The following is a 21,330-nucleotide window of genomic DNA, read 5'->3' as shown; positions in this document are numbered from 1 at the left end:
GTATTTATGATAGTATGACAGTTGTTTTGCATTAAATAATCGTAAGTACCTTTGGTCCGGTTGTCCTGTTTTTCTTTTAATTTCAATGAAATTATTACAGTTAATGAATATAGTATTATCTTTGCAAACCGGCTGCGCGTAGAGTACAATAGTATTTTACAGATGCATTGTATGTATACTTTTGATTCATGGAATTAAAACAAATAAATCTTATTTAAGATGTATAGAACAAGAACATGTGGAAACTTGCGCCTGGCAGACGAAGGTCTGGTGGTTACTTTAGCCGGATGGGTGCAGAGAACTCGTAAGATGGGCGGTATGACATTTGTCGATCTCCGCGACCGTTATGGTATAACCCAGTTGGTATTCAATCAGGAAGTGGATGCAGATCTTTGCGAAAAGGCAAATAAACTGGGACGTGAATATGTTATTCAAGTAACAGGTACGGTTAGAGAACGCTCCAGCAAGAATAAAAATATCCCGACAGGAGATATCGAGTTGATCGTTTCGGAAATGAATATATTGAATGCGGCTGTTACTCCTCCTTTCACGATCGAAGACGAAACGGACGGAGGCGATGACCTGCGTATGAAATACCGTTATCTGGATTTGCGTCGTAATGCTGTTCGCAAGAACCTCGAATTGCGTCACCGCATGGCTTTTGAGGTTCGTAACTATCTGGATAAACAGGGATTCCTTGAAGTGGAAACTCCGGTTCTGGTAAATTCTACTCCCGAAGGTGCACGCGATTTTGTGGTTCCTTCACGTATGAATCCGGGACAGTTCTATGCATTGCCACAGTCTCCGCAGACCTTGAAACAGTTGCTGATGGTGTCTGGTTTCGACCGTTATTTCCAGATCGTTAAATGTTTCCGTGACGAAGACCTGCGTGCCGACCGTCAGCCGGAATTTACACAGATCGACTGTGAAATGAGTTTCGTTGAGCAGGAAGATGTCTTGAATATCTTCGAAGGAATGGCGAAACATCTGTTCAACGTAATTCGTGGTGTTGAGATTAAAGAACCGTTCCAGCGTATGACCTGGCACGATGCAATGAAATATTACGGAAGCGATAAACCCGATTTGCGTTTCGGAATGAAGTTTGTCGAACTGATGGATATCATGAAAGGTCATGGTTTCTCGGTATTCGACGATGCAGCTTATATCGGCGGTATCTGCGCCGAAGGGGCAGCTACTTATACACGTAAGCAATTGGATGCGCTGACCGAGTTTGTAAAACGTCCGCAGGTGGGAGCAAAGGGCATGGTGTATGCCCGTGTGGAAGCCGACGGTAACGTAAAATCGAGTGTAGACAAATTCTATACACAGGAAACGTTGCAGCAGATGAAAGATGCCTTCGGTGCAAAACCGGGCGATCTGATCCTGATTCTTTCCGGTGATAATGCAATGAAAACACGCAAACAACTTTGCGAATTACGTCTTGAAGTGGCAAGCCAGTTAGGGTTGCGCGACAAGAATAAGTTTGCCTGCCTGTGGGTTGTAGACTTTCCGTTGTTTGAGTGGAGTGAAGAAGATCAGCGTTTTTATGCGATGCACCACCCGTTTACTTCTCCGAAGCCCGAGGATATTCCGCTGTTGGATAGTGATACAGGTGCTGTACGTGCCAATGCTTACGATATGGTTATCAATGGTGTTGAAGTGGGTGGAGGTTCTATCCGTATCCATGACAGCAAATTGCAGGATAAGATGTTCCAGTTGCTGGGATTCACCGAAGAGAGAGCACAGTCTCAGTTCGGCTTCCTGATGAATGCTTTCAAATATGGTGCACCCCCTCACGGAGGTCTGGCTTATGGTCTCGACCGTTGGGTGTCTTTGTTTGCCGGTCTCGATTCGATTCGCGATTGCATCGCCTTCCCGAAGAACAACTCCGGCCGCGATGTCATGCTCGATGCTCCGTCGGTTATCGACGATTCGCAATTGGATGAACTGTGCCTGAAAGTAGACGTAAAAGAATAATTTATTGCTTATGATACGGATAAAGGATGTACTGAAAGAATTAGAGCAATACGCTCCGTTGCCATTGCAGGAAAGCTTTGACAATGCAGGTGTACAGGTTGGAGATGTAAACCAGCTTGCCACCGGTGCGCTTCTTTGCCTCGATGTCACTGAAGAGGTGGTGGATGAGGCGATAGAACTGGGGTGTAATCTGATTATTTCTCATCATCCTTTAGCCTTTAAAGCGTTCAAATCGTTGACCGGTTCGACTTATATCGAGCGTTGTATGATGAAGGCATGCAAGTATGACCTGGTGGTCTACGCTGCCCATACCAATCTCGATAATGCTGCAGGCGGTGTGAATTTTCGTCTGGCCGAACTGATCGGTTTGGAAAACGTGCGTGTGTTGAGTCCGCAGAAAGGCGCTCTGTTGAAACTGGTTACATTCGTGCCTGAAGCTTATGCCGAACTGGTGCGAACCACATTGTTCAACGCAGGTGCCGGAACTGTCGGGGCTTATGATTCGTGCAGTTTTAACCTGACAGGGAGCGGAACTTTCCGTGCAGGAGAAGGTACAAATCCGTTTTGCGGTGAAGTAGGGGAGTTGCATGTTGAACGCGAAATCCGTATCGAAACGATATTGCCTGCTTTCCGTAAGCCTACGATAACACGCGCTTTGCTTTCCGTTCATCCGTATGAGGAGCCGGTATTCGATTTTTACCCTTTAAACAATACGTGGGAACAGGTCGGTTCGGGCGTAGTGGGCGAGTTGCCGGAAGAAGAGGATGAACTGGCCTTTCTGCAACGGATAAAAGACCTGTTTCAGGTCGGTTGCGTAAAGCACTCCGCCTTCACTGGCAAGCCGATACGTGAAGTGGCGTTGTGTGGTGGCAGCGGAGCGTTCCTTGTGAAAGATGCGATTGCGTACGGTGCCGACGTGTTCATTACAGGAGAGGCTAAATACAATGACTTTTATGATGTGGAGGATCGTATTCTGCTGGCTGTAATAGGCCACTATGAATCCGAAGTATGTACAAAAGACATCTTTTATAACATAATATCGAAAAAATTCCCTACCTTTGCCGTACATTTTTCGAATGTTAATTCAAACCCGGTAAAATATTTATAGAATGGCTACAGATAAACAATCAGCTGAAAAAGAGTATACAGTTGAAGAAAAGCTTTCTACGCTCTATCAACTTCAGACGATGATGACTGAAATTGATAAGATCAAAACGCTTCGTGGAGAGCTTCCCCTGGAAGTTCAGGACCTGGAAGATGAGATTGCAGGATTGGAAACCCGTCTTCAGAACTATCAGTCGGAGATCCAGGATTATGAGAATGCTGTTGTTGAACAGAAACACAGAATTACAGAATCTACCGGACTGATCGAGAGATATAAATCGCAACTGGATAACGTGCGCAATAACCGTGAATTTGATAACTTGTCGAAGGAAATCGAATTCCAGGGACTTGAGATCGAATTTTCTGAAAAGAAGATACGTGAATTCGGTGAGTCGATTAACCATAAGAAAGAAGAGATTGCCCAGCTTTCTGAAAGACTGGACGGTCGTAAAGCTGACCTGGTTCAGAAGAAGAGCGAACTGGAAGAGATTATTTCCGAAACCAAGCAGGAAGAAGAAAGATTACGCGAAAAGGCTAAAAAGTTGGAGACAACGATCGAGCCTCGTTTGCTTACTGCTTTCAAACGTATCCGTAAGGGTGCACGCAATGGTTTGGCTGTTGTTTATATCCAGCGTGATGCCTGCGGTGGTTGCTTCAATAAGATCCCGCCCCAGAAACAGATGGATATCAAGTTGCGTAAGAAAGTGATTGTTTGCGAATATTGCGGACGTATCATGATCGACCCGGAACTGGCAGGTGTGGAAGAATAAAAACTGATACAGTAGATAAAAGCTTATGGCTTTAGCTGAATTATAATATGTTTGGCTAAAGCCATAATTTTATACGGCAGATGAGGAATATTGTTCGTGCATATATCGAAAAACAGCAGTTGTTGTCGGGGGACAAGCCTGTGCTGGTCGGGTTGAGTGGAGGAGCTGATTCGGTTGCTTTGCTTGCTTTGCTCGTACAGCTGGATTATCCCTGTATGGCTCTGCATTGTAATTTCCATTTGCGTGGCGATGAGTCTGTCAGAGATGAACAGTTTGCCGAAGATATGGCCTGCAGCCTGCAGGTGCCTTTTCATAAAATAGATTTTGATACCGTTGCTTATGCGGCAGAGCACCATCTTTCTATCGAGATGGCAGCCCGTGAACTCCGTTACAGCTGGTTTGAAGAGATGCGGCAACGTTTGGGTGCACAGGCTATCGCTGTGGCCCATCATCGCGACGATAGCGTGGAAACTGTATTGATGAACCTGGTGCGGGGGACAGGGATTCGGGGACTGGGTGGTATTCGTCCGAAAAACGGCCATGTGGTGCGTCCGCTGCTGACGGTCAGCCGTAGTGAGATACTGGACTGGCTGGAAGAACAGCAATTGCCGTATGTTACCGACAGCACAAACCTCTCGGATGCTTATACACGTAATTTTATTCGTCTTCGTGTACTTCCTTTGCTGGAAGAATTGAATCCTTCCGTCAAATCGGCTATAGCGCGCACTGCCGACCATTTGGCAGAAACCGAAACCATCTACCTGCATGAGGTGGAAAAAGCCCGTAAAGAACTGATGAAAGAGGGGAACCGTATCCCGATTGCCCGCTTGCTCCGATATCCTTCTCCTGCAACGATTTTATATGAGTTGTTGAAGCCTTATGGTTTTTCCCGCCAGGTAGCCGATGATGTATTCCGTTCATTGGAGAGAGAGTCGGGTAAAATGTTTTATTCTCTCGGATTTTGTTTATTGAAAGATCGTGAGTATTTGCTGTTGGAGCCCAAAGATCAGGGGGAGACTATGGAATATACGTTTACGGCAGAAGATATTATGGAAGATATCTGGCACGGTCCGATTGAACTTTCTTTCTTTAAATCTGTTATTACTACTGACTTCAGTATCCGGAAAGATAAGCATATCGCTTATTTCGATTACGACAAACTCTCTTTTCCCCTGACATTACGTAAATGGAAAGAAGGAGACTGGTTCATTCCTTTTGGGATGAAAGGCCGTAAGAAACTGAGTGATTATTTTTCCGATCATAAATTCAGCCGTATGGATAAGGAGCGGACGTGGCTCCTTTGTAGCGGCGAAAACATTATCTGGATTGTAGGAGAGCGCTCCGATAACCGCTTTTGTCTCGACAAAACGACTAAGAGTGTGCTAATTGTGAATTTTTTTTCGACAAAAATGACAGAATAACTAAAAATGTTTTTACATTTGCACTGATTTACTCCGCAGATGTGTTACTAATGATTCAAATTAGCTAGACAATCCGGTTTTTACATTGAAATTTTTATTATCAAAAACTATTAAGATACAATGATAGCGGTAAGCACGTGTTGTACAATCTTTCATCGTGTGCCGTTTTTATTACTCACTTCTCAATATGCAGAAATATAACATTCTAGAACTAAATGAAAAACTCCTTCCTGAATTGCAGAGTATAGCGGAAGAGTTGGGAATTAAGAAGATAAGTTCTTTGAAAAAAGAAGAACTTGTTTATCGTATTCTTGATGAACAGGCTATCTCTTATGCAGGTTTACAGGCAGAAAAGGAGAAAGAAAAAGAAGCTAAGAAAGCAGAAAAGCAGACGAAAGCGAAGAAACCTTCTAAAACGGCTGCTGCAAAAGCTCCGAAAGCCGAAAGCAAACCTAAAGCTGCAAAGTCCGAAACGGCTGCGGTTGTAGCTCCTGAAGCCACAGAGCCGGTTGCAGAAAAGAAAGTAGCGGTTGTTGCAGAAAAGAAAGCAGCGGTTGTTGCGGAAAAGAAGGAACAACCCGAGCGTAAGAAAAGAGTACGCATTGAAAAGAAAGAAAAAGTGGCAGGTGCAGCTGTTCCGGCTAATCAGACAGATGAGGTGAAGGTTACTAAGACTCCTCAAACTGTCTCTACGGAAGTAGTTGTGGAAAAGCCTTTATTACCACCGGTTGTGGTTGAAGGTGCTCCGGAGGAATTGCCGGTAGTAGAAGCCGCTCCTGAAGTTCCGACAGTACCGGTACAGGAAGCCACTGAAGTCCCGGCTGTTGAAACCCCGGCAGCAAACGAACCCAAGAGAGTTGTATTCAGACATCCTGACACCAAGTCGGTGCTCGATCAACTTTTCCCGTTCTCTCCTTCGCCGGCCAAACCGGAAAAAGCTGCTCCGCAACAGCCTGAACAGCAGAATGCTCCTCAGCAGCCGCAGCAAGCACAGCCGCAGCAAAACGCTCCTCGTCAGAATAATAACAGACAGAACAATCAGAATAACCACAATAATCAGCGCAACAATAACGCATCGCAGGAAAAACAGTACGAGTTCGATGGAATTCTGATCGGTACGGGTGTTTTGGAAATGATGCAGGATGGTTATGGTTTTCTGCGTTCTTCGGATTATAACTACCTGACTTCTCCGGATGATATATATGTATCACAATCGCAGATCAAATTGTTTGGTCTGAAGACCGGTGATGTGGTGGAAGGTGCTATCCGTCCTCCGAAGGAAGGTGAAAAATATTTCCCGCTGGTAAAAGTCGATAAGATCAATGGCCGTTCGCCGGAAGATGTGCGCGACCGTGTTCCTTTCGATCATCTGACACCGCTTTTCCCGGATGAAAAGTTCATGCTGACGGCTCGTAAAGCTCCGAAAGTATATGATAATATAGCAGTTCGTGTAGTCGATCTGTTCTCTCCGATCGGTAAAGGTCAGCGTGGTCTGATCGTGGCACAGCCTAAGACCGGTAAGACTATGTTGCTGAAAGATATCGCCAATGCAATTGCAGCGAACCATCCGGAGGTATATATGATCATCCTGTTGATCGATGAGCGTCCGGAAGAAGTAACCGATATGGCTCGTAGTGTAGATGCGGAAGTGATCGCTTCTACTTTCGATGAACCGGCAGAACGTCATGTGAAGATTGCCGAGATCGTATTGAACAAGGCTAAACGTATGGTAGAATGCGGCCATGATGTTGTTATCCTTCTGGATTCTATCACTCGTCTGGCACGTGCTTACAATACAGTTCAGCCTGCTTCCGGTAAAGTTCTTTCCGGAGGTGTGGATGCGAACGCGCTGCAGAAGCCGAAACGTTTCTTCGGTGCTGCCCGTAACATTGAGAATGGCGGTAGCCTGACGATCCTGGCAACAGCATTGACAGAAACCGGTTCAAAAATGGACGACGTGATCTTTGAAGAGTTTAAAGGTACAGGTAATATGGAGTTACAGTTGGATCGTAAGTTGTCTAACAAACGTATTTATCCGGCTGTCGATATCACAGCTTCAAGTACTCGCCGCGATGATCTGTTGCAGGATGAAAGTACATTGAACCGTATGTGGATACTTCGTAAATATCTGTCGGATATGAACTCGATCGAAGCGATGGAGTTTGTGAAGAAACGTATGGAACAGACTTATGATAATATGGAATTCCTGGCTTCCATGAACGGATAATTCAAAACAGAAACATATAAAAAAGGGATGCATATTAAATGCATCCCTTTTTGTTTACCTGTATTTTGATATTCTTTCAGGATTCTTTTTTAGGTCTTCCGCGGCGGTTTCCGTTATTGGGTTTTCCTCCCGGACGGTTTCCCTGATTTCTTCCTCCACCGTTGTTACCTTCTTTACGTGGACGTCCGCGTCCGCGACGCATATTTCCATATTTCTCAGGCTCGTACAAGGGTGTTTCGCCAAACTTCGGATCAATAGGGATTTTGTAAACCTCTTTTTCCAGGAAGTTTTCGATGCGTTTGAACTGTGCCTGTTCTTCTATACTGATAAATGTGATAGCTAATCCTTCGCCACCGGTACCGCGTGCAGTACGACCAATGCGGTGTACGTAATCTTCCGGATCGTGAGGTATATCATAATTGACTACCAGTTTGATGTCATTGATATCGATACCGCGTGAAACAACGTCGGTAGCGACCAGTATGTCGATGTGTCCGTTTTTAAATTCTTTCATCACCTCTTCGCGCTGAGACTGTTCCAGGTCGGAATGCATGGCTGCTACATTGAACTTCATCCGTTTCAGGGTAGAGGCAAGCTCTTTCACTTTCATTTTGGAGGAAGAGAAAATAATGACACGCTGCGGACGGCTTTGCTGGAACAGATCTTCAAGTATCTTTAGTTTTTGAGGATCGTAGCAAATATAAGCCGTTTGCATGATTGTTTCCGGTGGACGTGAGATGGCGATTTTAACTTCTTCGGGGTTTTTCAGAATTGTTTTTGCTAATGTTCTGATTTTGGGAGGCATGGTGGCGGAGAACATAATAGTCTGACACGTAGGAGGCAGTTGTTTATATACCTGCATAATGTCGTCGTAAAATCCCATATCCAACATGCGGTCGGCTTCATCGAGCACGAAATAGGAAACCTGTGAAAGGTCTACAGTCCCCAGTTTCAGGTGCGATAATAAACGTCCCGGAGTGGCGATAACAATATCGGCACCCATTTCCATACCTCGTTTTTGTTGTTCCCAGGCTACCCCGTCAGTTCCGCCGTATACGGCCACAGCCGATACCGGAACGAAATAAGTGAATCCTTCTATCTGCTGGTCTATCTGTTGGGCCAGCTCACGGGTTGGTGCCATAATAACGGCATTAACGGCATTGTCAGGATGATTTCCCTTACTTAATTCATTGATCAGAGGCAGTACATATGCCGCCGTCTTTCCTGTGCCGGTTTGTGCACAGGCGATAATATCCTTCCCTTCTAATATTACCGGAATCGTTAATTCCTGTACAGGTGTCGTTTCCTGAAAATTCATAGCATCGAGTCCGTCTAATACGGCCTCTTCCAAATCCAATTCGTCAAATCTCATCTTCTATCATTAAATTCACCGTAAAGGTAAATAATATTTGTCAAATTCTATACTACTAATGTTGGCTCTTGTAATAAATGTCTTGTATTTTTCTGTAAGCTTTGAAAATTCATATTTATCTATGGTGCTGTACCATAAAAATTAATATCTTTATGCCCGTATTGGAAAAATGGCAAGTTATTATGGGAATAAATGATAGCTCTAACGGCTTTCAAAAGAAAGTAACCTTAAATGGGTCGGATACAGTTCATGAGTTACTTAATACAATATTAGATCATTTGCCTCTGGGGGTATTTGTAAAAGATCCGGAAGATCATTTCAATTATCTTTACTGGAACAAATTTATGGAAGAGATAACGGGTATTGATACATCCCAGATCGAAGGACACGATGACTCTGAAGTGAATTTTAATGCCTTAATGTCGGCAGAGGAACGCCTGGAGGTTGATAGACAGGTGATCCGTTCGGGAAAAGAGGCCGAATTTCATGGGTGGCTCAAGACTGTTTCCGGAGAGACTAAATATATTGAGGTTGCTAAGTATCCGATTTCTTTAAGTAACGGAAAACCTCTGTTACTCGCATTGTGGCGTGACGCTACAGTGAAACGGGCAATAGAAAAACGCCTGGAAGATGAGCGTGATAAGGCGGAAATGGCAGACAAGCTGAAATCTAAATATCTGGCAGATATGAGCCATGAGATCCGTACGCCTTTGAATGCAATAACCGGTTTTTCGGAAATGATGGCCTTTGCGGATTCGGACGAAGAACGTATGTCTTATTATGAGATAATAAAAGCCAATAATCAGTTGCTCATGCAATTGATCAATGATATTCTCGACTTGTCGAAGATTGAGGCGGATGCGATAAAGATCAGCTATGCACCGATCGACCTGAACGAGATGATGGATACTACTTATGCTTCCATAAGGCCCCGTATGCCGAAAGATGTGAAACTGATCCTGGAAAAGGGACTGGATAGATGTACTTTTGGTGCCGACTATATCCGTTTGCTCCAGCTAATCAATAACCTGGTCAATAATGCGATCAAGAATACCAAAAGGGGGAGCATTACGATGGGCTATGAATCTCTGGGGGATGGTAAACTGAACTTTTATGTCAAAGATACCGGACAGGGAATCGCTGAGGCGCAATTGCAGAACCTGTTCAACCGCTTTGTCAAGGTCAATGACTATGTGGAGGGTATCGGTTTGGGATTAGCTATTTGTAAAGGACTTGTGACGAAGATGGGAGGTACTATCCGGGTTGAATCGCGGCTGGGTGAAGGTTCGACTTTTTCGTTCATTCTGCCTTCACATGCCTGGTAAAGAGTTGTTTTGAAGTAATTATTTCTTTCCGTAATAGCGTTTGTAAATCTGGTCATACAAACCGCTCTGCTTAATTTGTGACAACCAGCTGTTCAGGCTGTCGAGCAGGATAGGGGAGTCTTTACGTACGGCCCACGATTGAAGCTGGGTGAAACTAATATCCGTATCGATATCTATTTCGGGCAGATTGTCTTTGGATAGACGGGCTATTTGCTGATCGCATACGGCATAGTCGATATCCCCTTTGGCTACCATGATGGCTAATTGTTCGCTGGAATAAAGTTCGTCTTCTTTTACATAGATGGTGTCGCCTATTTCATGTGCCAGGTTTTGCAGACGCAGCAAAGCTGGTGAGTTTTTGGGGATATACAATGTCTTTTGTGCCAGGTCGAGCTGATTACGGATCGGTTTGATGCCGTTGTTGGATTCTTCCGTGCGTTGTACCAATACCTGCTTGTTAAAAACGATCGGTTCGGTAAACAGGTAGTTCTCTTTTATTTCACTGTTAATCGGAATATTGCGGGCTATGACATCGCATTGGTTGTCCGATAATTCCTTGAAACTTTCTGCAAGGCTCATTTCCAGCTGGGTCTGAACTTCCAGACCGGACAAGGCGGCGATTGCCTGGCTTAATTCATATTGGAACCCCTCTATCGTATCGCCGGCTACATAATAACCGGATTGATTATATTCGGTAACCATTCGAAGGATACCCTCTGCCTTAATTTCCGGATAGTCCCTGGGAGCGACAGGCGCCTTCTTATACGGCCACAGACGAAACATGACTATCAGTACACATACCAACAGGATGACATAAACGACCAGTAACTTCCGGGATTTCATACGGCTTAGTTATTGAATGTAACAGCAATACCCATTTTCAGTACCATCGGATTCAACGGATAATGGGCCAGAGAGAAATAGTTAGGATCAGCAAACTTGCTGCTCAGGTTATACGCCATCACAAAGAAACGGGCCTGTTTCAGGTGGAAATTCACATACGCATTGACCAAAGGATAATTACCTACTTTTACTTCATCCTGAACCTGGAACTGTTGGGTGGCCGGTTCGTAATAAGGAGCGTAGTAAGCCGTGTTATAATACACATTGGCTCCCAATTGAACGGTCAGTACTTTTGCCAGCTTAACTGCCAGATACATGTTCGAGTAAGCGCTTATCGATGGAAGAGGAAGTACACTTTTATCACTGCTTAATTGCCAGCAAACTTCATTTTCCCATCCGAAAGCACGGAAACGGAAGTCTTGTTTGATACGTGCACTGACAACCTGCAAGTTGCTTCCATGCTGTACCGGGAATCCTTCCTTATTGAAATAAATATAATTCTGGATACTTTCTACACCCGCTTTTAATGTCGTCTTTGAAGATTCCAGATAAACTTCACCTCCCGCATAGATTTGCTGGGTCATGTTAAAGCCGGGATTGTCCCACCAGAAGTACCGGGAATGATTATGGCGCAGGTAGAAAGCCGGTGTTGTATTCTTGATGTAAGCGTCTGCTTTGATAACGGCATCTTTATTGAATAACTTGAAACGGGTTTGCAAATCTCCGGTCACGCGAAACTCACCTACATCACTACCAACCATACATAGTTCACCTCGTGCATTATAAGTCAGGATACTACCCTGGCGTTTGGAAAGTTCCGCTCCGACATAGGTGGAGAACTCATCATAAATCTCTGCTGTGGGTAAATTCTTCAGGTCGATATTGTCTACAGAGAAGTAAGGGCCTCGGCCGTATTCGCCGTAGTCGAGTCCTTCTATCCTTGGCTCCAGTTTGAACCTGCGTTTTTCCAACCTGACGAAAGCGGTCAGACCGAATTTCACCCAGTCCTGAAAACCTTCCCGTAACGAAAGGCCGATCGTATTTTTCAGATTCCATGCAGATGTCTGATCGTTGAGTGCAGCCCCTAATCCATAGATACGCGGGAAACGCAAACCGTTATCATCGACCACATAGGACGAATCCATCAGTGCCGTGTTGTCAGCGATGAACCGGCGGCGGTTATCTTCATAATCGATCGTATGGATAATACTGGATATCGGCACAAACACTTCCTTCGGGTTCCCTTCTTCATCCGTTTCTTCCAGTTCACGTGTGAAACCGAGATTGTATCGTTGCGTCAGGAAATAGCGTTTTCCACGTACACGGTTCCATGCATTTGTCAGATAACGGATATCATACGATTTGGTATCGGACGGACGTCCTTCCGGGAAATATTCGTCCGGATGGTTGATGGTAGAATCGTTTTCCAACCCTCCGTTCTCATAATTTACAAAGTTAAAGTTGCTTAGCGAAGCATGCAATTCATAACGGTCGGTTTGGTAACTGCCGAAGAAGCGATAGCTTAATAGTTTGTTACCATTATTTTTATAATGTCCGCGGCCATAGATATAGTCGATATCGGCACCCACATTGATCTTCTTGCCGAAGTTCATGGTCATTGTCCCTTTCAACTGTTCTTCCTTGTTCGTGCTACCGCCGGCAGTGGTGTACATAACGTTGGTGTAAGGGATTTTTGTGTTGTAGAAATAGGCGTTTTCAGGTGTCGTGATATAATAATCATATGCATCGGCAAAGATGAAATCACGTGCTTCCTGTCGTTCGGTGAATATTTTGGTTTGTGCCGGAGAGCCCAGGTTTGCCAGGTAGCCGACGGCAAGCGATTTACTTTCCACCAATGTCGAATTACTGAAATTCAGTTTATTCGTATCCATAGGTGCTACATACGGTTCACCCAGAAAGGGAGTGAGCCGATAGGCTGTAATGCGTTTGGATTTCAAAGCGGCACTATCAGCAACCAGCAGACTGTCCGGTATATCTTTCTGCGATGATGTCAGGTTCGACAGGGAGAAGCCGCCACGTCTTCCTCCACCTCTCTGATCTGCCCGGCCTCCTTCGCGTTGTGCCTGAACGGTTACGGCAGATACTATCAGCAACAATAATATGTATAAGCAATGCTTCATGGGTTGCAAAGATAAAACAAAAGGGCATTTCTACGAAAGAAACGCCCCTCTTTATATTCTTTTTGCAAGATTACATTTTCTGTATGATCTCCATGCCTTTCTTTATGGCCGCTTCGTTCATCGGGATCAGCTTGTGGTGACGTTCGGGCAAGGACTTCTTCAGACCCAGCAACACGTTTTCAAGTTGTACCATCGGAACGATCTTCAGCAGACCGCCGAGAATAAGCATGTTGAATGCTTTTTCATTCTTCATTTCCGTGGCTGCATCCATCGCGTCCACACGATAAACGCTGATATCGGTACGTTTTACCGGTGTATGGATACCATAGCCGTCGTAGATCAGGATACCACCCGGTTTCACTTTGCTTTCGAACTTATCCATAGACGGTTGGTTCAGGATGATAGCGATGTCATATTCGTTCAGGATCGGGGAGCTGATCGGGTCGTCGCTCAGGATCACTGTTACATTGGCTGTACCACCGCGTTGTTCGGGTCCGTATGAAGGCATCCAGGTAACTTCCTTGCCTTCCATCAAGCCTGAATAAGCAAGTATCTTACCCATCGACAGAACACCTTGTCCACCAAAGCCTGCTATAATTATTTCTTGTTTCATGTCGTTTTTGTATTTACTTATTCTTTGTTCTTTAAGTCTCCCAGCGGATAGAACGGGAACATGTTCTCTTCCATCCATTTATTTGATTTCTCAGGAGTCATCTTCCAACCGGATGAACAGGTGGAAACGAATTCGACAACTGAAGTCCCTTTGCCTGCCATTGAGTTTTCAAAAGCTTTGCGAAGCATCTTTTTGGCTTTGCGAACGGCGGCGGCGGTCTGTACGCTCTGGCGGGTAACCAGGCAAGTACCTTCCAGCTGAGCCAGCAGATCGCCGATCTTCAGCGGATAGCCGTTCAGGGCGATGTTACGTCCGTAAGGGCAAGTCGCTGTCGGCATCCCTTCGAGGGTAGTAGGAGCCATCTGACCTCCGGTCATACCATAGATCGCATTGTTCACGAATACGATCACGATGTTTTCGCCGCGGTTGGCAGCATGGATGGTTTCGGCTGTACCGATAGCGGCCAGGTCGCCGTCGCCCTGGTAAGTGAAGACCATCTTTTCCGGATTCAGGCGTTTGATCGCAGTTGCGATGGCAGGTGCACGTCCGTGAGCAGCTTCTTCCCAGTCGATATCCAGGTAGTTATATGCGAATACGGCGCAACCCACCGGGGAGACACCGATTGTTTTTTCTTCCATTCCCATTTCGGCGATCACTTCAGCGATCAGCTTGTGTATCACACCGTGGCTGCAACCGGGACAGTAGTGCATGGGATTGTCGTTCATCAATTCCGGCTTTGTATAGACCAGATTCTCCGGTTTAATTATTTCGTTGAGTTCCATAATTGTTGCTTAATTAACTAATAAATCTCAGTAGATATTGAACAAGTCTGAAGCATATGGCAGCCCCTCCGCAATAGAGGAATACATGGCGATCGTCGACTGCAAAATAGCAAACGATCGCTGCTGCTGCCAATACCATGAACAGGATTGTCAATATGCTGTCTGTTTTACTTCCGCGTATCATAGAAATTAAAATAACTTTTCTTTTAACGCATTCAGTACTTCATCCGGAGTAAACACGATACCACCCAGGCGGCCGAAGTGTTCAACCTTTACTTTTCCGTTAACAGCCAGGCGGATATCTTCCACCATCTGGCCGGCATTCAATTCGACAGAAAGCATACCTTTTACCTTATCGGCATAAGCGGCAATCGCTTTTGTCGGGAACGGCCACAACGTGATCGGACGTAACAACCCGAGTTTGATACCTTCTCCACGTGCGATCTCTACCACTTTCTGGCAGATACGGGCAGAAGAACCGAAAGCAACCAGCAGATATTCTGCGTCGTCGCACTGGAACTCTTCGTAGCGTACTTCGTTTTCTTCAATCTTGCGGTATTTAGCCTGGAAACGAAGGTTGTTTTCTTCCATCTTCGCCGGATCGAGTTCCAGTGAAGTGATCACATTGGCTTTACGATTTTTCGTTTTACCTTGTACAGCCCACGGACATTCGGCGATGATCTCTTCTTCTGTCTTACGCGGACGGAAAGGAGGCATAACCACTTTTTCCATCATCTGGCCGATGATACCGTCGGCAAGGATAATAGCCGGATTGCAATATTTGAAAGCGAGGTCGAATCCTAATCCGACAAAGTCAGCCATCTCCTGTACGGAAGAAGGAGCGAGGGTGATCAGGCGATAGTCGCCGTGTCCGCCACCTTTCACTGTCTGGAAATAGTCTGCCTGGCTCGGCTGGATCGTTCCCAGACCGGGACCGCCACGCATTACGTTTACAATTAAACAAGGCAGTTCGGCACCTGCGATATAAGAAATACCTTCCTGTTTCAGGCTGACACCAGGACTGGAAGATGAAGTCATTACACGTTTGCCTGTACCGGCACCACCATACACCATGTTGATAGCTGCTACTTCACTTTCGGCTTGCAGTACTACCATTCCGGTTGTTTCCCACGGCATTTCGGCCATCAGGGTTTCCAGGATCTCCGACTGCGGAGTGATAGGATATCCGAAGTATCCGTCTACACCGTAGCGTATAGCTGCATGGGCGACGACTTCGTTTCCCTTCATTAATTTTATCTCTTCTGCCATATTTGTTTTATATTTTTACTTTGTAGATGGTTAAACAGCCGTCGGGACAAACCAATCCGCAACTGGCGCAACCGATGCAAGCATCAGGGTTTTTCATGTACACATAATGGTACCCTTTGTTGTTCACTTCACGCGGGTGTAATTCCAGTACATCGCTGGGGCAGGCAACTACACATAAGTTGCACCCTTTGCAGCGTTCCTGGTTAACAACGACCGCTCCTTTTATCTTTGCCATAGTATAACTAATTATGTTTTATGTCGTGTAAGACCTACAAAGTTAAGAACTAATGTTATAAAAACAAGGGTTGCTTCATTTTTTAGTTGACAGTTGACAAGTGACAGTTGATAGTTGATGGTTGTCAAGTGACAGTTGACGGTTTAAAAATCAATGTGTAAATTATTGAGTTATCATCTGTCAACTGTCACTTGTCAACTGTCGTCTGCTATTTATCAATCGCTGAATCCAGTCCGTACCGTTTCATTTTGTTGAACAGTGTTTTCCGGCTGATATTGAGTGCTTCGGCTGTCAGTGTCCGGTTGAAACTATGTTTCCGGAGCGTTTCGAGTATCAGTTCTTTTTCTATTTGCGCATTAATCTCCCGGATACTGTTTCCGCCGCTTCCTGCTACGGATTGTTCCTCTGCCAGTTCGTATCCTTTCACCCGGTCGGGCAGGTGTTCGGGACGGATCGTACCGTCGGTACACAGTATCATGGCACTTTGTACGGCATTCTCGAGGTCGCGGACATTGCCGGGCCAGCCGTAAGAGCCGAGCAACTTCACGGCTTCCGGTGTAATGGATTGTACGTCGAGGCTCAATGTCCGGTTATATTTGCGGATAAAGAAATTGGTCAGCAGCGGAATGTCCTCTTTCCGTTCGCGAAGTGGCGGGAGGATAAGGGTAAAAACGTTCAGGCGGTAGAGAAGGTCGAGACGGAAACGGCCGTCTTTCACTTCATCGTCCAGGTTGCGGTTGGTAGCTGCTACGATACGGACATCTACGGGGATTGCCTTCTTCCCTCCGATACGGGTGATTTTCCGTTCTTCCAATACGCGGAGTAGTTTCACCTGGGCATCCAAAGGCAGTTCGCCTATTTCATCCAGGAAAAGAGTTCCGCCGTCTGCCTGCTCGAAAGTTCCAGCCTTGGCCTCTTTGGCATCCGTAAAAGCACCCCGTTCATGTCCGAACAGTTCACTTTCCATCAATGTAAGCGGAATAGCTCCGCAGTTGATGGCAACGAACGGGCCGTTAGCACGCAGGCTATTAGTATGGATGGCACGGGCGATCAGTTCTTTACCTGTACCGCTTTCTCCGTGGATCAGGACGGTGGCATTCGTTTCAGCTACCCGGCGGACCTGTATCATGGTTTGCCTGAGTCCGGTATTTTCTCCGATAACGGAGCTTTGTTTCTCTCCCAGTGTCTTCTTCAGCGTCGATAGTTCACCTTTCATCCGGCTGTGTTCAACGGCACGGCTCACAGTGAGCACCAGCTTGTCGTTATCGAACGGCTTTTCGATAAAATCGTAAGCTCCTTTCTTAACGGCATCGACGGCCAAGGAGATGGAACCGAAGGCCGTAACGAACAGGACGACCTGATTGGGGGAAATACGTTTGATCTCTTCCAATGCTTCCACACCTGTCAGTACCGGCATCTGCTGGTCCAGCAAGATCACATCGGGGTGGAAGGAGAGGAGTGCCTCTACCGCTTCCCGTCCGTTTTCGACGGGCATGACTTCGTATCCCTCGTCTGTCAGCAGGCGGGCAATCATCTTACGGATGCGCGGCTCATCGTCGGCTACTACTATTTTTGCTTTCATATACGTTGCGGTAGTTTTATGTTTATGCAAGTGCCTTTGCCCGGCGTACTTTTTACCTCGATCTCGCCTTCATGGCGTTTCACGATGCCGTAGCAAATGGCTAATCCTAATCCGGTCCCTTCTTCTTTTGTCGTGAAGAACGGGTTGAATACATTCTCGATGTCTTTCTGTTCGATCCCTTTTCCGGTATCCTCGAACGAGACGATCAGATAACGGGAATGCGTATTGATCGGTGCTCCCTTTTCTATACTTATTATTAATGTACGCGAGTGGCCGGAAGAATTTTTGCTCATGGCCTCGACTGCATTTAGAATAATGTTCAGGAAGACCTGTTTCAGTTGTTCCGTGTCGGCCTGCAGGGTCGTATTGTCGGTGAAGTATTCGAACTCTACTTCGATATCCTGTTTACGTAAAGTGTTTGTCACCAGCAAAAGCGTCTGGTTGATCAGTTGCTCGATGTTTACCTCCGATGTGTTCAACTCCGACGGACGGGCGAACGACAGCAAGCCTTGTACGATCTTATTGATACGTTCCACTTCCGAGATCAGTTCATCCATCATCTCTTTTTTGGTCGGGTCGGCATTGAAATCCTTACTCAGATACTGGATCGTACTGCGGATGGCTGTCAGCGGGTTTCGTATCTCATGGGCGGCACCGGCAGCCAGTTCTCCCAAAGTTGCCAGACGATCTGTGCGGTACATCTTTTTCAGGCGTTCGGTCTGTATCTCGTAGAGCGAAGCATGTTCGATGGCAAAAGTCGCCTGGTTGATCAGGATGGAGAGCAGCTTCAGTTCCTGTGGGGTGAAAACGGTTCCGTCGGTTTTCTTTCCGATAAAGATCGTTCCGTTTATCTGGTTCATCACCTTTAGCGGGAAGATCAGTTCTGCGCCCAGTTGACGTACTATTTCCTGTTCTTCCGGAGGGAAGTAAGCGATGATATCCGGATGTTCGGATACGGTCAGATGTTTTTCGTTTACCGATAGCCAGCTGGTCAGGCGGCTTCGTTTGGTCAGGGTCACCGGTTTGTTCTTTGCTTCGTTCTGTTGTTTGTATTTCCCGGTGTTCTCATCCAGCAGGAAAATATAGATACTCTCGACAGGGCATATTTGTTTCACTTTGGCGGCAATGTTGCCGATAAGCAATTGTTTGTCGACAATCAACGTAAGTGACTGGTTGAACTCTGAAAGCAATTGTTCCAGATTGGGTTGCGCGGGTCGTTCGTTCTTTCTGAATAGTGGCATGTTGTTTCTGATCTTTGTACAAAAGTATAAAAAACAGATGAATTTGCCGGACGGTTACATAGAATAATGATTTCGTCCGGCAACATGGAGCTGTTTCAGAAGCATGTATACCCCGGTTTATCGCCCATTTCGAGTAAAAGTACCCCGCCGGCAGTTATTGCGGTAAAGGGGATTCGCGGCTGTTTCAATTCTTTGCCGTTCAGGTATGCTTTCTGGATATAGATATTTTCTTTTGAGTTGTTACGGGCTTCGATCGTGAAAGTCTTCCCTTTATAATAATCCGGATCCAGATGGATGGTTACTTTGTTGAAGAGCGGACTGGTCAGTTCCAGTTCCGGCCGTAGGGAAGCACCTCCGTTCATTTCGAACAGGCCGAGGGCACTCATCACATACCAGCCGCCCATCTGTCCTTCGTCTTCATCACCTTCCCAGCCATGATAGGGAGTCGAACCGTAGAAACTATCCAGGATGGCACGCGACCATTTCTGTGCCAGCCACGGTTTGCCGGAGTAGTTGAACAGGAACGGCGTACACATATTGACCTCATTCCCCTGATTGATATAAAATTCGGCTGCCTGCCCCATCGTACGGTCGAAGACGTGAGCAGCGAACTTATGCTTTTCCGATTTGATAAAACCTTCTTCCAGGCGGCTGTTGAAAAGATCTTTCCCCAGCAGATCGACCAATCCCGGAATATCATGCGGTACATACCAGGAGTATTGCCAGCTGTTCCCTTCGATAAACCCTTTGTTGGAGAATACGTTGAAGTCGGGATCCCAATTGCCGAGACTGTCCCGCTGCATGACAAACTTCTTCTCCGGATGAAATACATTCTTATAGTTCATGGAACGTGCCAGCAATGCTTTTCCCTCTTTTTTCTTTCCGAGGGCAAAGGCAAGCTGGGCGACGCACCAGTCGTCGTAAGCATAATCGAGTGTTTTGGATACCACTCCCATTTCCATCGGCATATAACCATACTTAATGTAAACATCCAGTAAAGGATTACCACAACTACCGCCGCAGGGATGGTTGATACCCGTCTCCGTTACATTTTTTATGACGGCTTTGTAAATGTCTTCTCCGTCTTTGCGTATCCCTTTCTGGTAAGCCGCTACCATCAGCGCAGTTTCGTGCGAACCTTCCATGATCCCCGAATATTCCAAGCCTGCCGGACCTTTGCTTGTCCATCCCGTGTGTTTGAACATTTCGAGCTGGGTGGTTACCCAATCGTCGACGATACGAGGGGAGATGATCGACCAAAGGCCGTTCAGGTTCCAGAAACTGTTCCAGAAAGCATCGCCGCCGTACATATTGCCGTGATCCAGTTGCTGTACGTTTTCGCAGGCATCGCGGTATTGGCCGTTCACATCGTTCCAGGTTTGTTTTCCGGCATAAGCGCGGTAGAGGTTGGTATAGAACTTTGTTTTATCCACTTCGTTCTGTCCTTCTATCTCTATTTTCCCAAGCAGTTTGTTCCATTTGGTACGGGTTTGCGCTGCTACACGGTCGAAGTCATATTCTAGGGGAGCCAGTTCCGCTTCCATATTTAAACGGGCTTGCTCGATGCTGACCAGCGACAGGCCGGTAGAGACGGTGATGCTTTCTCCTTCTTTCGTAGTGTAAAGGGCATAGACTCCGATGTCGTTTTTGCCGGAGATGGATTGTATATCATCGACTTCTTTCCCCTCATTCCAGCCGTTCAGCCGGGAAAACGGTTTACTGAAGCGAATGATGAAATGCAGCTTATAATCATTCCACCTGCTCCATGATCCGGATTGGCAGTCGGCATAACCTTCCAACTCCGTGTCGCTTACCCGGGTGATGCAGGCATCTTTTACGCTGAATCCGTAATCCCATTCGGTAGGGAACAGAAGGTCTATCAATATCCTTGACTCCTTTCTTTCGGGAAAGGTGTACCGGTGGATACCGCAACGAGTAGTGGCGGAAAGTTCGGCTTTCACTTCATGGTCGTATAAATAAACGGAATAATATCCCGGCGAAGCCTTTTCCGTTTCTTTCAGGATACGGGAATGATACCCTGCGTTTGCTCCCTTGTAGGGAGAGTCGGAAGACGGATTCGACAGGGCTAGATCGGCTGTTGTCGGCATAATCATCAGTCCGCCCATTGTCCAGGCATGCAGATGGCTGAAACCGGAAACGCTGTTGATGGCGTATTCGTATCCGCCCATCCAGACATTTCCCTGGTTGTCCGGTCCGAGTTGTACCATCCCGAACGGCTCCTGGGCATAAGGCCCCAGCATCCACCGGGAGTTGGATGTTCCGATAAACATATCCACGTAGTCGACAGGTTCTTTGGCTGTTGCAGAAGCCAGCGTGGTAAGGAACGTGAGAGATAAGAATATGTTACGTGCTACTTTTCTTATATTCATGGCATTACTTATTTATTTCAGATAGGCAAAGGTATGAG

16 protein-coding genes are annotated in these 21,330 nt (G+C 46.1%); 6 read left to right on the top strand and 10 right to left on the bottom strand.

The genetic code is table 11. The annotated features are described in order from the left end of the window. Nucleotides 1-219: 219 nt before the first annotated feature. From aspS to rho, 5 genes are all read left to right on the top strand, one after another. The gene (aspS, locus tag IEY67_RS11915; RefSeq protein ID WP_122351586.1) at nucleotides 220-1,977 is read left to right on the top strand and encodes an aspartate--tRNA ligase; all 1,758 of its coding nucleotides are present in this window, start codon (nucleotides 220-222) and stop codon (nucleotides 1,975-1,977) included. Between the two features lie 10 nt (nucleotides 1,978-1,987). Continuing rightward, nucleotides 1,988-3,085, top strand: coding sequence for a Nif3-like dinuclear metal center hexameric protein (locus IEY67_RS11910; protein WP_122351585.1), 1,098 nt, complete (start codon nucleotides 1,988-1,990; stop codon nucleotides 3,083-3,085). 1 nt (nucleotide 3,086) lies between these two features. Further along, a complete protein-coding gene (locus tag IEY67_RS11905) occupies nucleotides 3,087-3,851 on the top strand; it encodes a zinc ribbon domain-containing protein (RefSeq protein WP_122351584.1) in 765 nt (254 codons plus the stop codon). 80 nt (nucleotides 3,852-3,931) lie between these two features. Beyond that, nucleotides 3,932-5,272 carry a tRNA lysidine(34) synthetase TilS gene (tilS, locus tag IEY67_RS11900; protein WP_183671392.1) on the top strand — a complete coding sequence of 447 codons (1,341 nt, stop codon included), beginning with the start codon at nucleotides 3,932-3,934 and terminating at the stop codon, nucleotides 5,270-5,272. A gap of 187 nt (nucleotides 5,273-5,459) precedes the next feature. Continuing rightward, nucleotides 5,460-7,499, top strand: a complete 2,040-nt coding sequence (gene rho, locus IEY67_RS11895) for a transcription termination factor Rho (protein WP_183671393.1) — start codon at nucleotides 5,460-5,462, stop codon at nucleotides 7,497-7,499. Nucleotides 7,500-7,575: 76 nt separating this feature from the next. Here the strand turns inward: rho and IEY67_RS11890 are convergent, their stop codons facing one another. Continuing rightward, nucleotides 7,576-8,871: a DEAD/DEAH box helicase gene (locus tag IEY67_RS11890; RefSeq protein ID WP_122351582.1), complete on the bottom strand. Its 1,296-nt coding sequence runs from the start codon at nucleotides 8,869-8,871 to the stop codon at nucleotides 7,576-7,578. A 182-nt stretch (nucleotides 8,872-9,053) separates the two neighbouring features. Between IEY67_RS11890 and IEY67_RS11885 the strand changes: the two genes are divergently transcribed. Next, entirely contained in the window at nucleotides 9,054-10,196 is a 1,143-nt protein-coding gene (locus IEY67_RS11885; protein ID WP_183671394.1) for a PAS domain-containing sensor histidine kinase, read from the top strand. A gap of 18 nt (nucleotides 10,197-10,214) precedes the next feature. Here IEY67_RS11885 and IEY67_RS11880 read toward each other — a convergent pair whose 3' ends face one another. From IEY67_RS11880 to IEY67_RS11840, 9 genes are all read right to left on the bottom strand, one after another. Beyond that, a complete protein-coding gene (locus tag IEY67_RS11880; protein ID WP_183671395.1) occupies nucleotides 10,215-11,039 on the bottom strand; it encodes a transporter substrate-binding domain-containing protein in 825 nt (274 codons plus the stop codon). Between the two features lie 5 nt (nucleotides 11,040-11,044). After that, on the bottom strand, nucleotides 11,045-13,180 hold the full coding sequence (locus IEY67_RS11875) for a putative porin (protein WP_122351580.1): 2,136 nt from the start codon (nucleotides 13,178-13,180) through the stop codon (nucleotides 11,045-11,047). A 70-nt stretch (nucleotides 13,181-13,250) separates the two neighbouring features. Continuing rightward, nucleotides 13,251-13,793 (bottom strand): 2-oxoacid:ferredoxin oxidoreductase subunit gamma family protein, encoded by a 543-nt coding sequence (locus IEY67_RS11870; protein WP_122351579.1) that lies wholly within the window; start codon nucleotides 13,791-13,793, stop codon nucleotides 13,251-13,253. Between the two features lie 17 nt (nucleotides 13,794-13,810). Further along, nucleotides 13,811-14,575 carry a thiamine pyrophosphate-dependent enzyme gene (locus IEY67_RS11865; RefSeq protein WP_122351578.1) on the bottom strand — a complete coding sequence of 255 codons (765 nt, stop codon included), beginning with the start codon at nucleotides 14,573-14,575 and terminating at the stop codon, nucleotides 13,811-13,813. A gap of 189 nt (nucleotides 14,576-14,764) precedes the next feature. Next, on the bottom strand, nucleotides 14,765-15,844 hold the full coding sequence (locus tag IEY67_RS11860; RefSeq protein WP_122351577.1) for a 3-methyl-2-oxobutanoate dehydrogenase subunit VorB: 1,080 nt from the start codon (nucleotides 15,842-15,844) through the stop codon (nucleotides 14,765-14,767). Nucleotides 15,845-15,851: 7 nt separating this feature from the next. Then, nucleotides 15,852-16,079, bottom strand: a complete 228-nt coding sequence (locus IEY67_RS11855; protein WP_007653280.1) for a 4Fe-4S dicluster domain-containing protein — start codon at nucleotides 16,077-16,079, stop codon at nucleotides 15,852-15,854. Nucleotides 16,080-16,287: 208 nt separating this feature from the next. Then, nucleotides 16,288-17,661 carry a sigma-54-dependent transcriptional regulator gene (locus IEY67_RS11850; RefSeq protein WP_183671396.1) on the bottom strand — a complete coding sequence of 458 codons (1,374 nt, stop codon included), beginning with the start codon at nucleotides 17,659-17,661 and terminating at the stop codon, nucleotides 16,288-16,290. Continuing rightward, nucleotides 17,658-18,902, bottom strand: a complete 1,245-nt coding sequence (locus IEY67_RS11845) for a GAF domain-containing sensor histidine kinase (RefSeq protein ID WP_122351575.1) — start codon at nucleotides 18,900-18,902, stop codon at nucleotides 17,658-17,660. Before IEY67_RS11845 ends, IEY67_RS11850 begins: the two co-directional genes overlap by 4 nt. A gap of 95 nt (nucleotides 18,903-18,997) precedes the next feature. Further along, the gene (locus IEY67_RS11840; RefSeq protein WP_183671397.1) at nucleotides 18,998-21,292 is read right to left on the bottom strand and encodes a GH92 family glycosyl hydrolase; all 2,295 of its coding nucleotides are present in this window, start codon (nucleotides 21,290-21,292) and stop codon (nucleotides 18,998-19,000) included. Nucleotides 21,293-21,330 lie beyond the last annotated feature (38 nt).

Origin of the sequence: Parabacteroides faecis, from assembly GCF_014647375.1 — a bacterium.
In the GTDB taxonomy this organism is placed as follows: Bacteria; Bacteroidota; Bacteroidia; order Bacteroidales; family Tannerellaceae; genus Parabacteroides; species Parabacteroides faecis.
This window is presented reverse-complemented; position numbering and strand designations above follow the sequence as displayed.

Excerpts from the sequence above, each read along its gene's own strand:
- IEY67_RS11850 (WP_183671396.1), bottom strand. The coding sequence starts at position 17,661 with ATGAAAGCAAAAATAGTAGTAGCCGACGATGAGCCGCGCATCCGTAAG.
- aspS (WP_122351586.1), top strand. The coding sequence starts at position 220 with ATGTATAGAACAAGAACATGTGGAAACTTGCGCCTGGCAGACGAAGGT.
- IEY67_RS11880 (WP_183671395.1), bottom strand. The coding sequence starts at position 11,039 with ATGAAATCCCGGAAGTTACTGGTCGTTTATGTCATCCTGTTGGTATGT.
- IEY67_RS11890 (WP_122351582.1), bottom strand. The coding sequence starts at position 8,871 with ATGAGATTTGACGAATTGGATTTGGAAGAGGCCGTATTAGACGGACTC.
- IEY67_RS11855 (WP_007653280.1), bottom strand. The coding sequence starts at position 16,079 with ATGGCAAAGATAAAAGGAGCGGTCGTTGTTAACCAGGAACGCTGCAAA.
- IEY67_RS11885 (WP_183671394.1), top strand. The coding sequence starts at position 9,054 with ATGGGAATAAATGATAGCTCTAACGGCTTTCAAAAGAAAGTAACCTTA.
- IEY67_RS11840 (WP_183671397.1), bottom strand. The coding sequence starts at position 21,292 with ATGAATATAAGAAAAGTAGCACGTAACATATTCTTATCTCTCACGTTC.
- tilS (WP_183671392.1), top strand. The coding sequence starts at position 3,932 with ATGAGGAATATTGTTCGTGCATATATCGAAAAACAGCAGTTGTTGTCG.
- IEY67_RS11860 (WP_122351577.1), bottom strand. The coding sequence starts at position 15,844 with ATGGCAGAAGAGATAAAATTAATGAAGGGAAACGAAGTCGTCGCCCAT.
- rho (WP_183671393.1), top strand. The coding sequence starts at position 5,460 with ATGCAGAAATATAACATTCTAGAACTAAATGAAAAACTCCTTCCTGAA.
- IEY67_RS11845 (WP_122351575.1), bottom strand. The coding sequence starts at position 18,902 with ATGCCACTATTCAGAAAGAACGAACGACCCGCGCAACCCAATCTGGAA.
- IEY67_RS11870 (WP_122351579.1), bottom strand. The coding sequence starts at position 13,793 with ATGAAACAAGAAATAATTATAGCAGGCTTTGGTGGACAAGGTGTTCTG.
- IEY67_RS11865 (WP_122351578.1), bottom strand. The coding sequence starts at position 14,575 with ATGGAACTCAACGAAATAATTAAACCGGAGAATCTGGTCTATACAAAG.
- IEY67_RS11905 (WP_122351584.1), top strand. The coding sequence starts at position 3,087 with ATGGCTACAGATAAACAATCAGCTGAAAAAGAGTATACAGTTGAAGAA.
- IEY67_RS11875 (WP_122351580.1), bottom strand. The coding sequence starts at position 13,180 with ATGAAGCATTGCTTATACATATTATTGTTGCTGATAGTATCTGCCGTA.
- IEY67_RS11910 (WP_122351585.1), top strand. The coding sequence starts at position 1,988 with ATGATACGGATAAAGGATGTACTGAAAGAATTAGAGCAATACGCTCCG.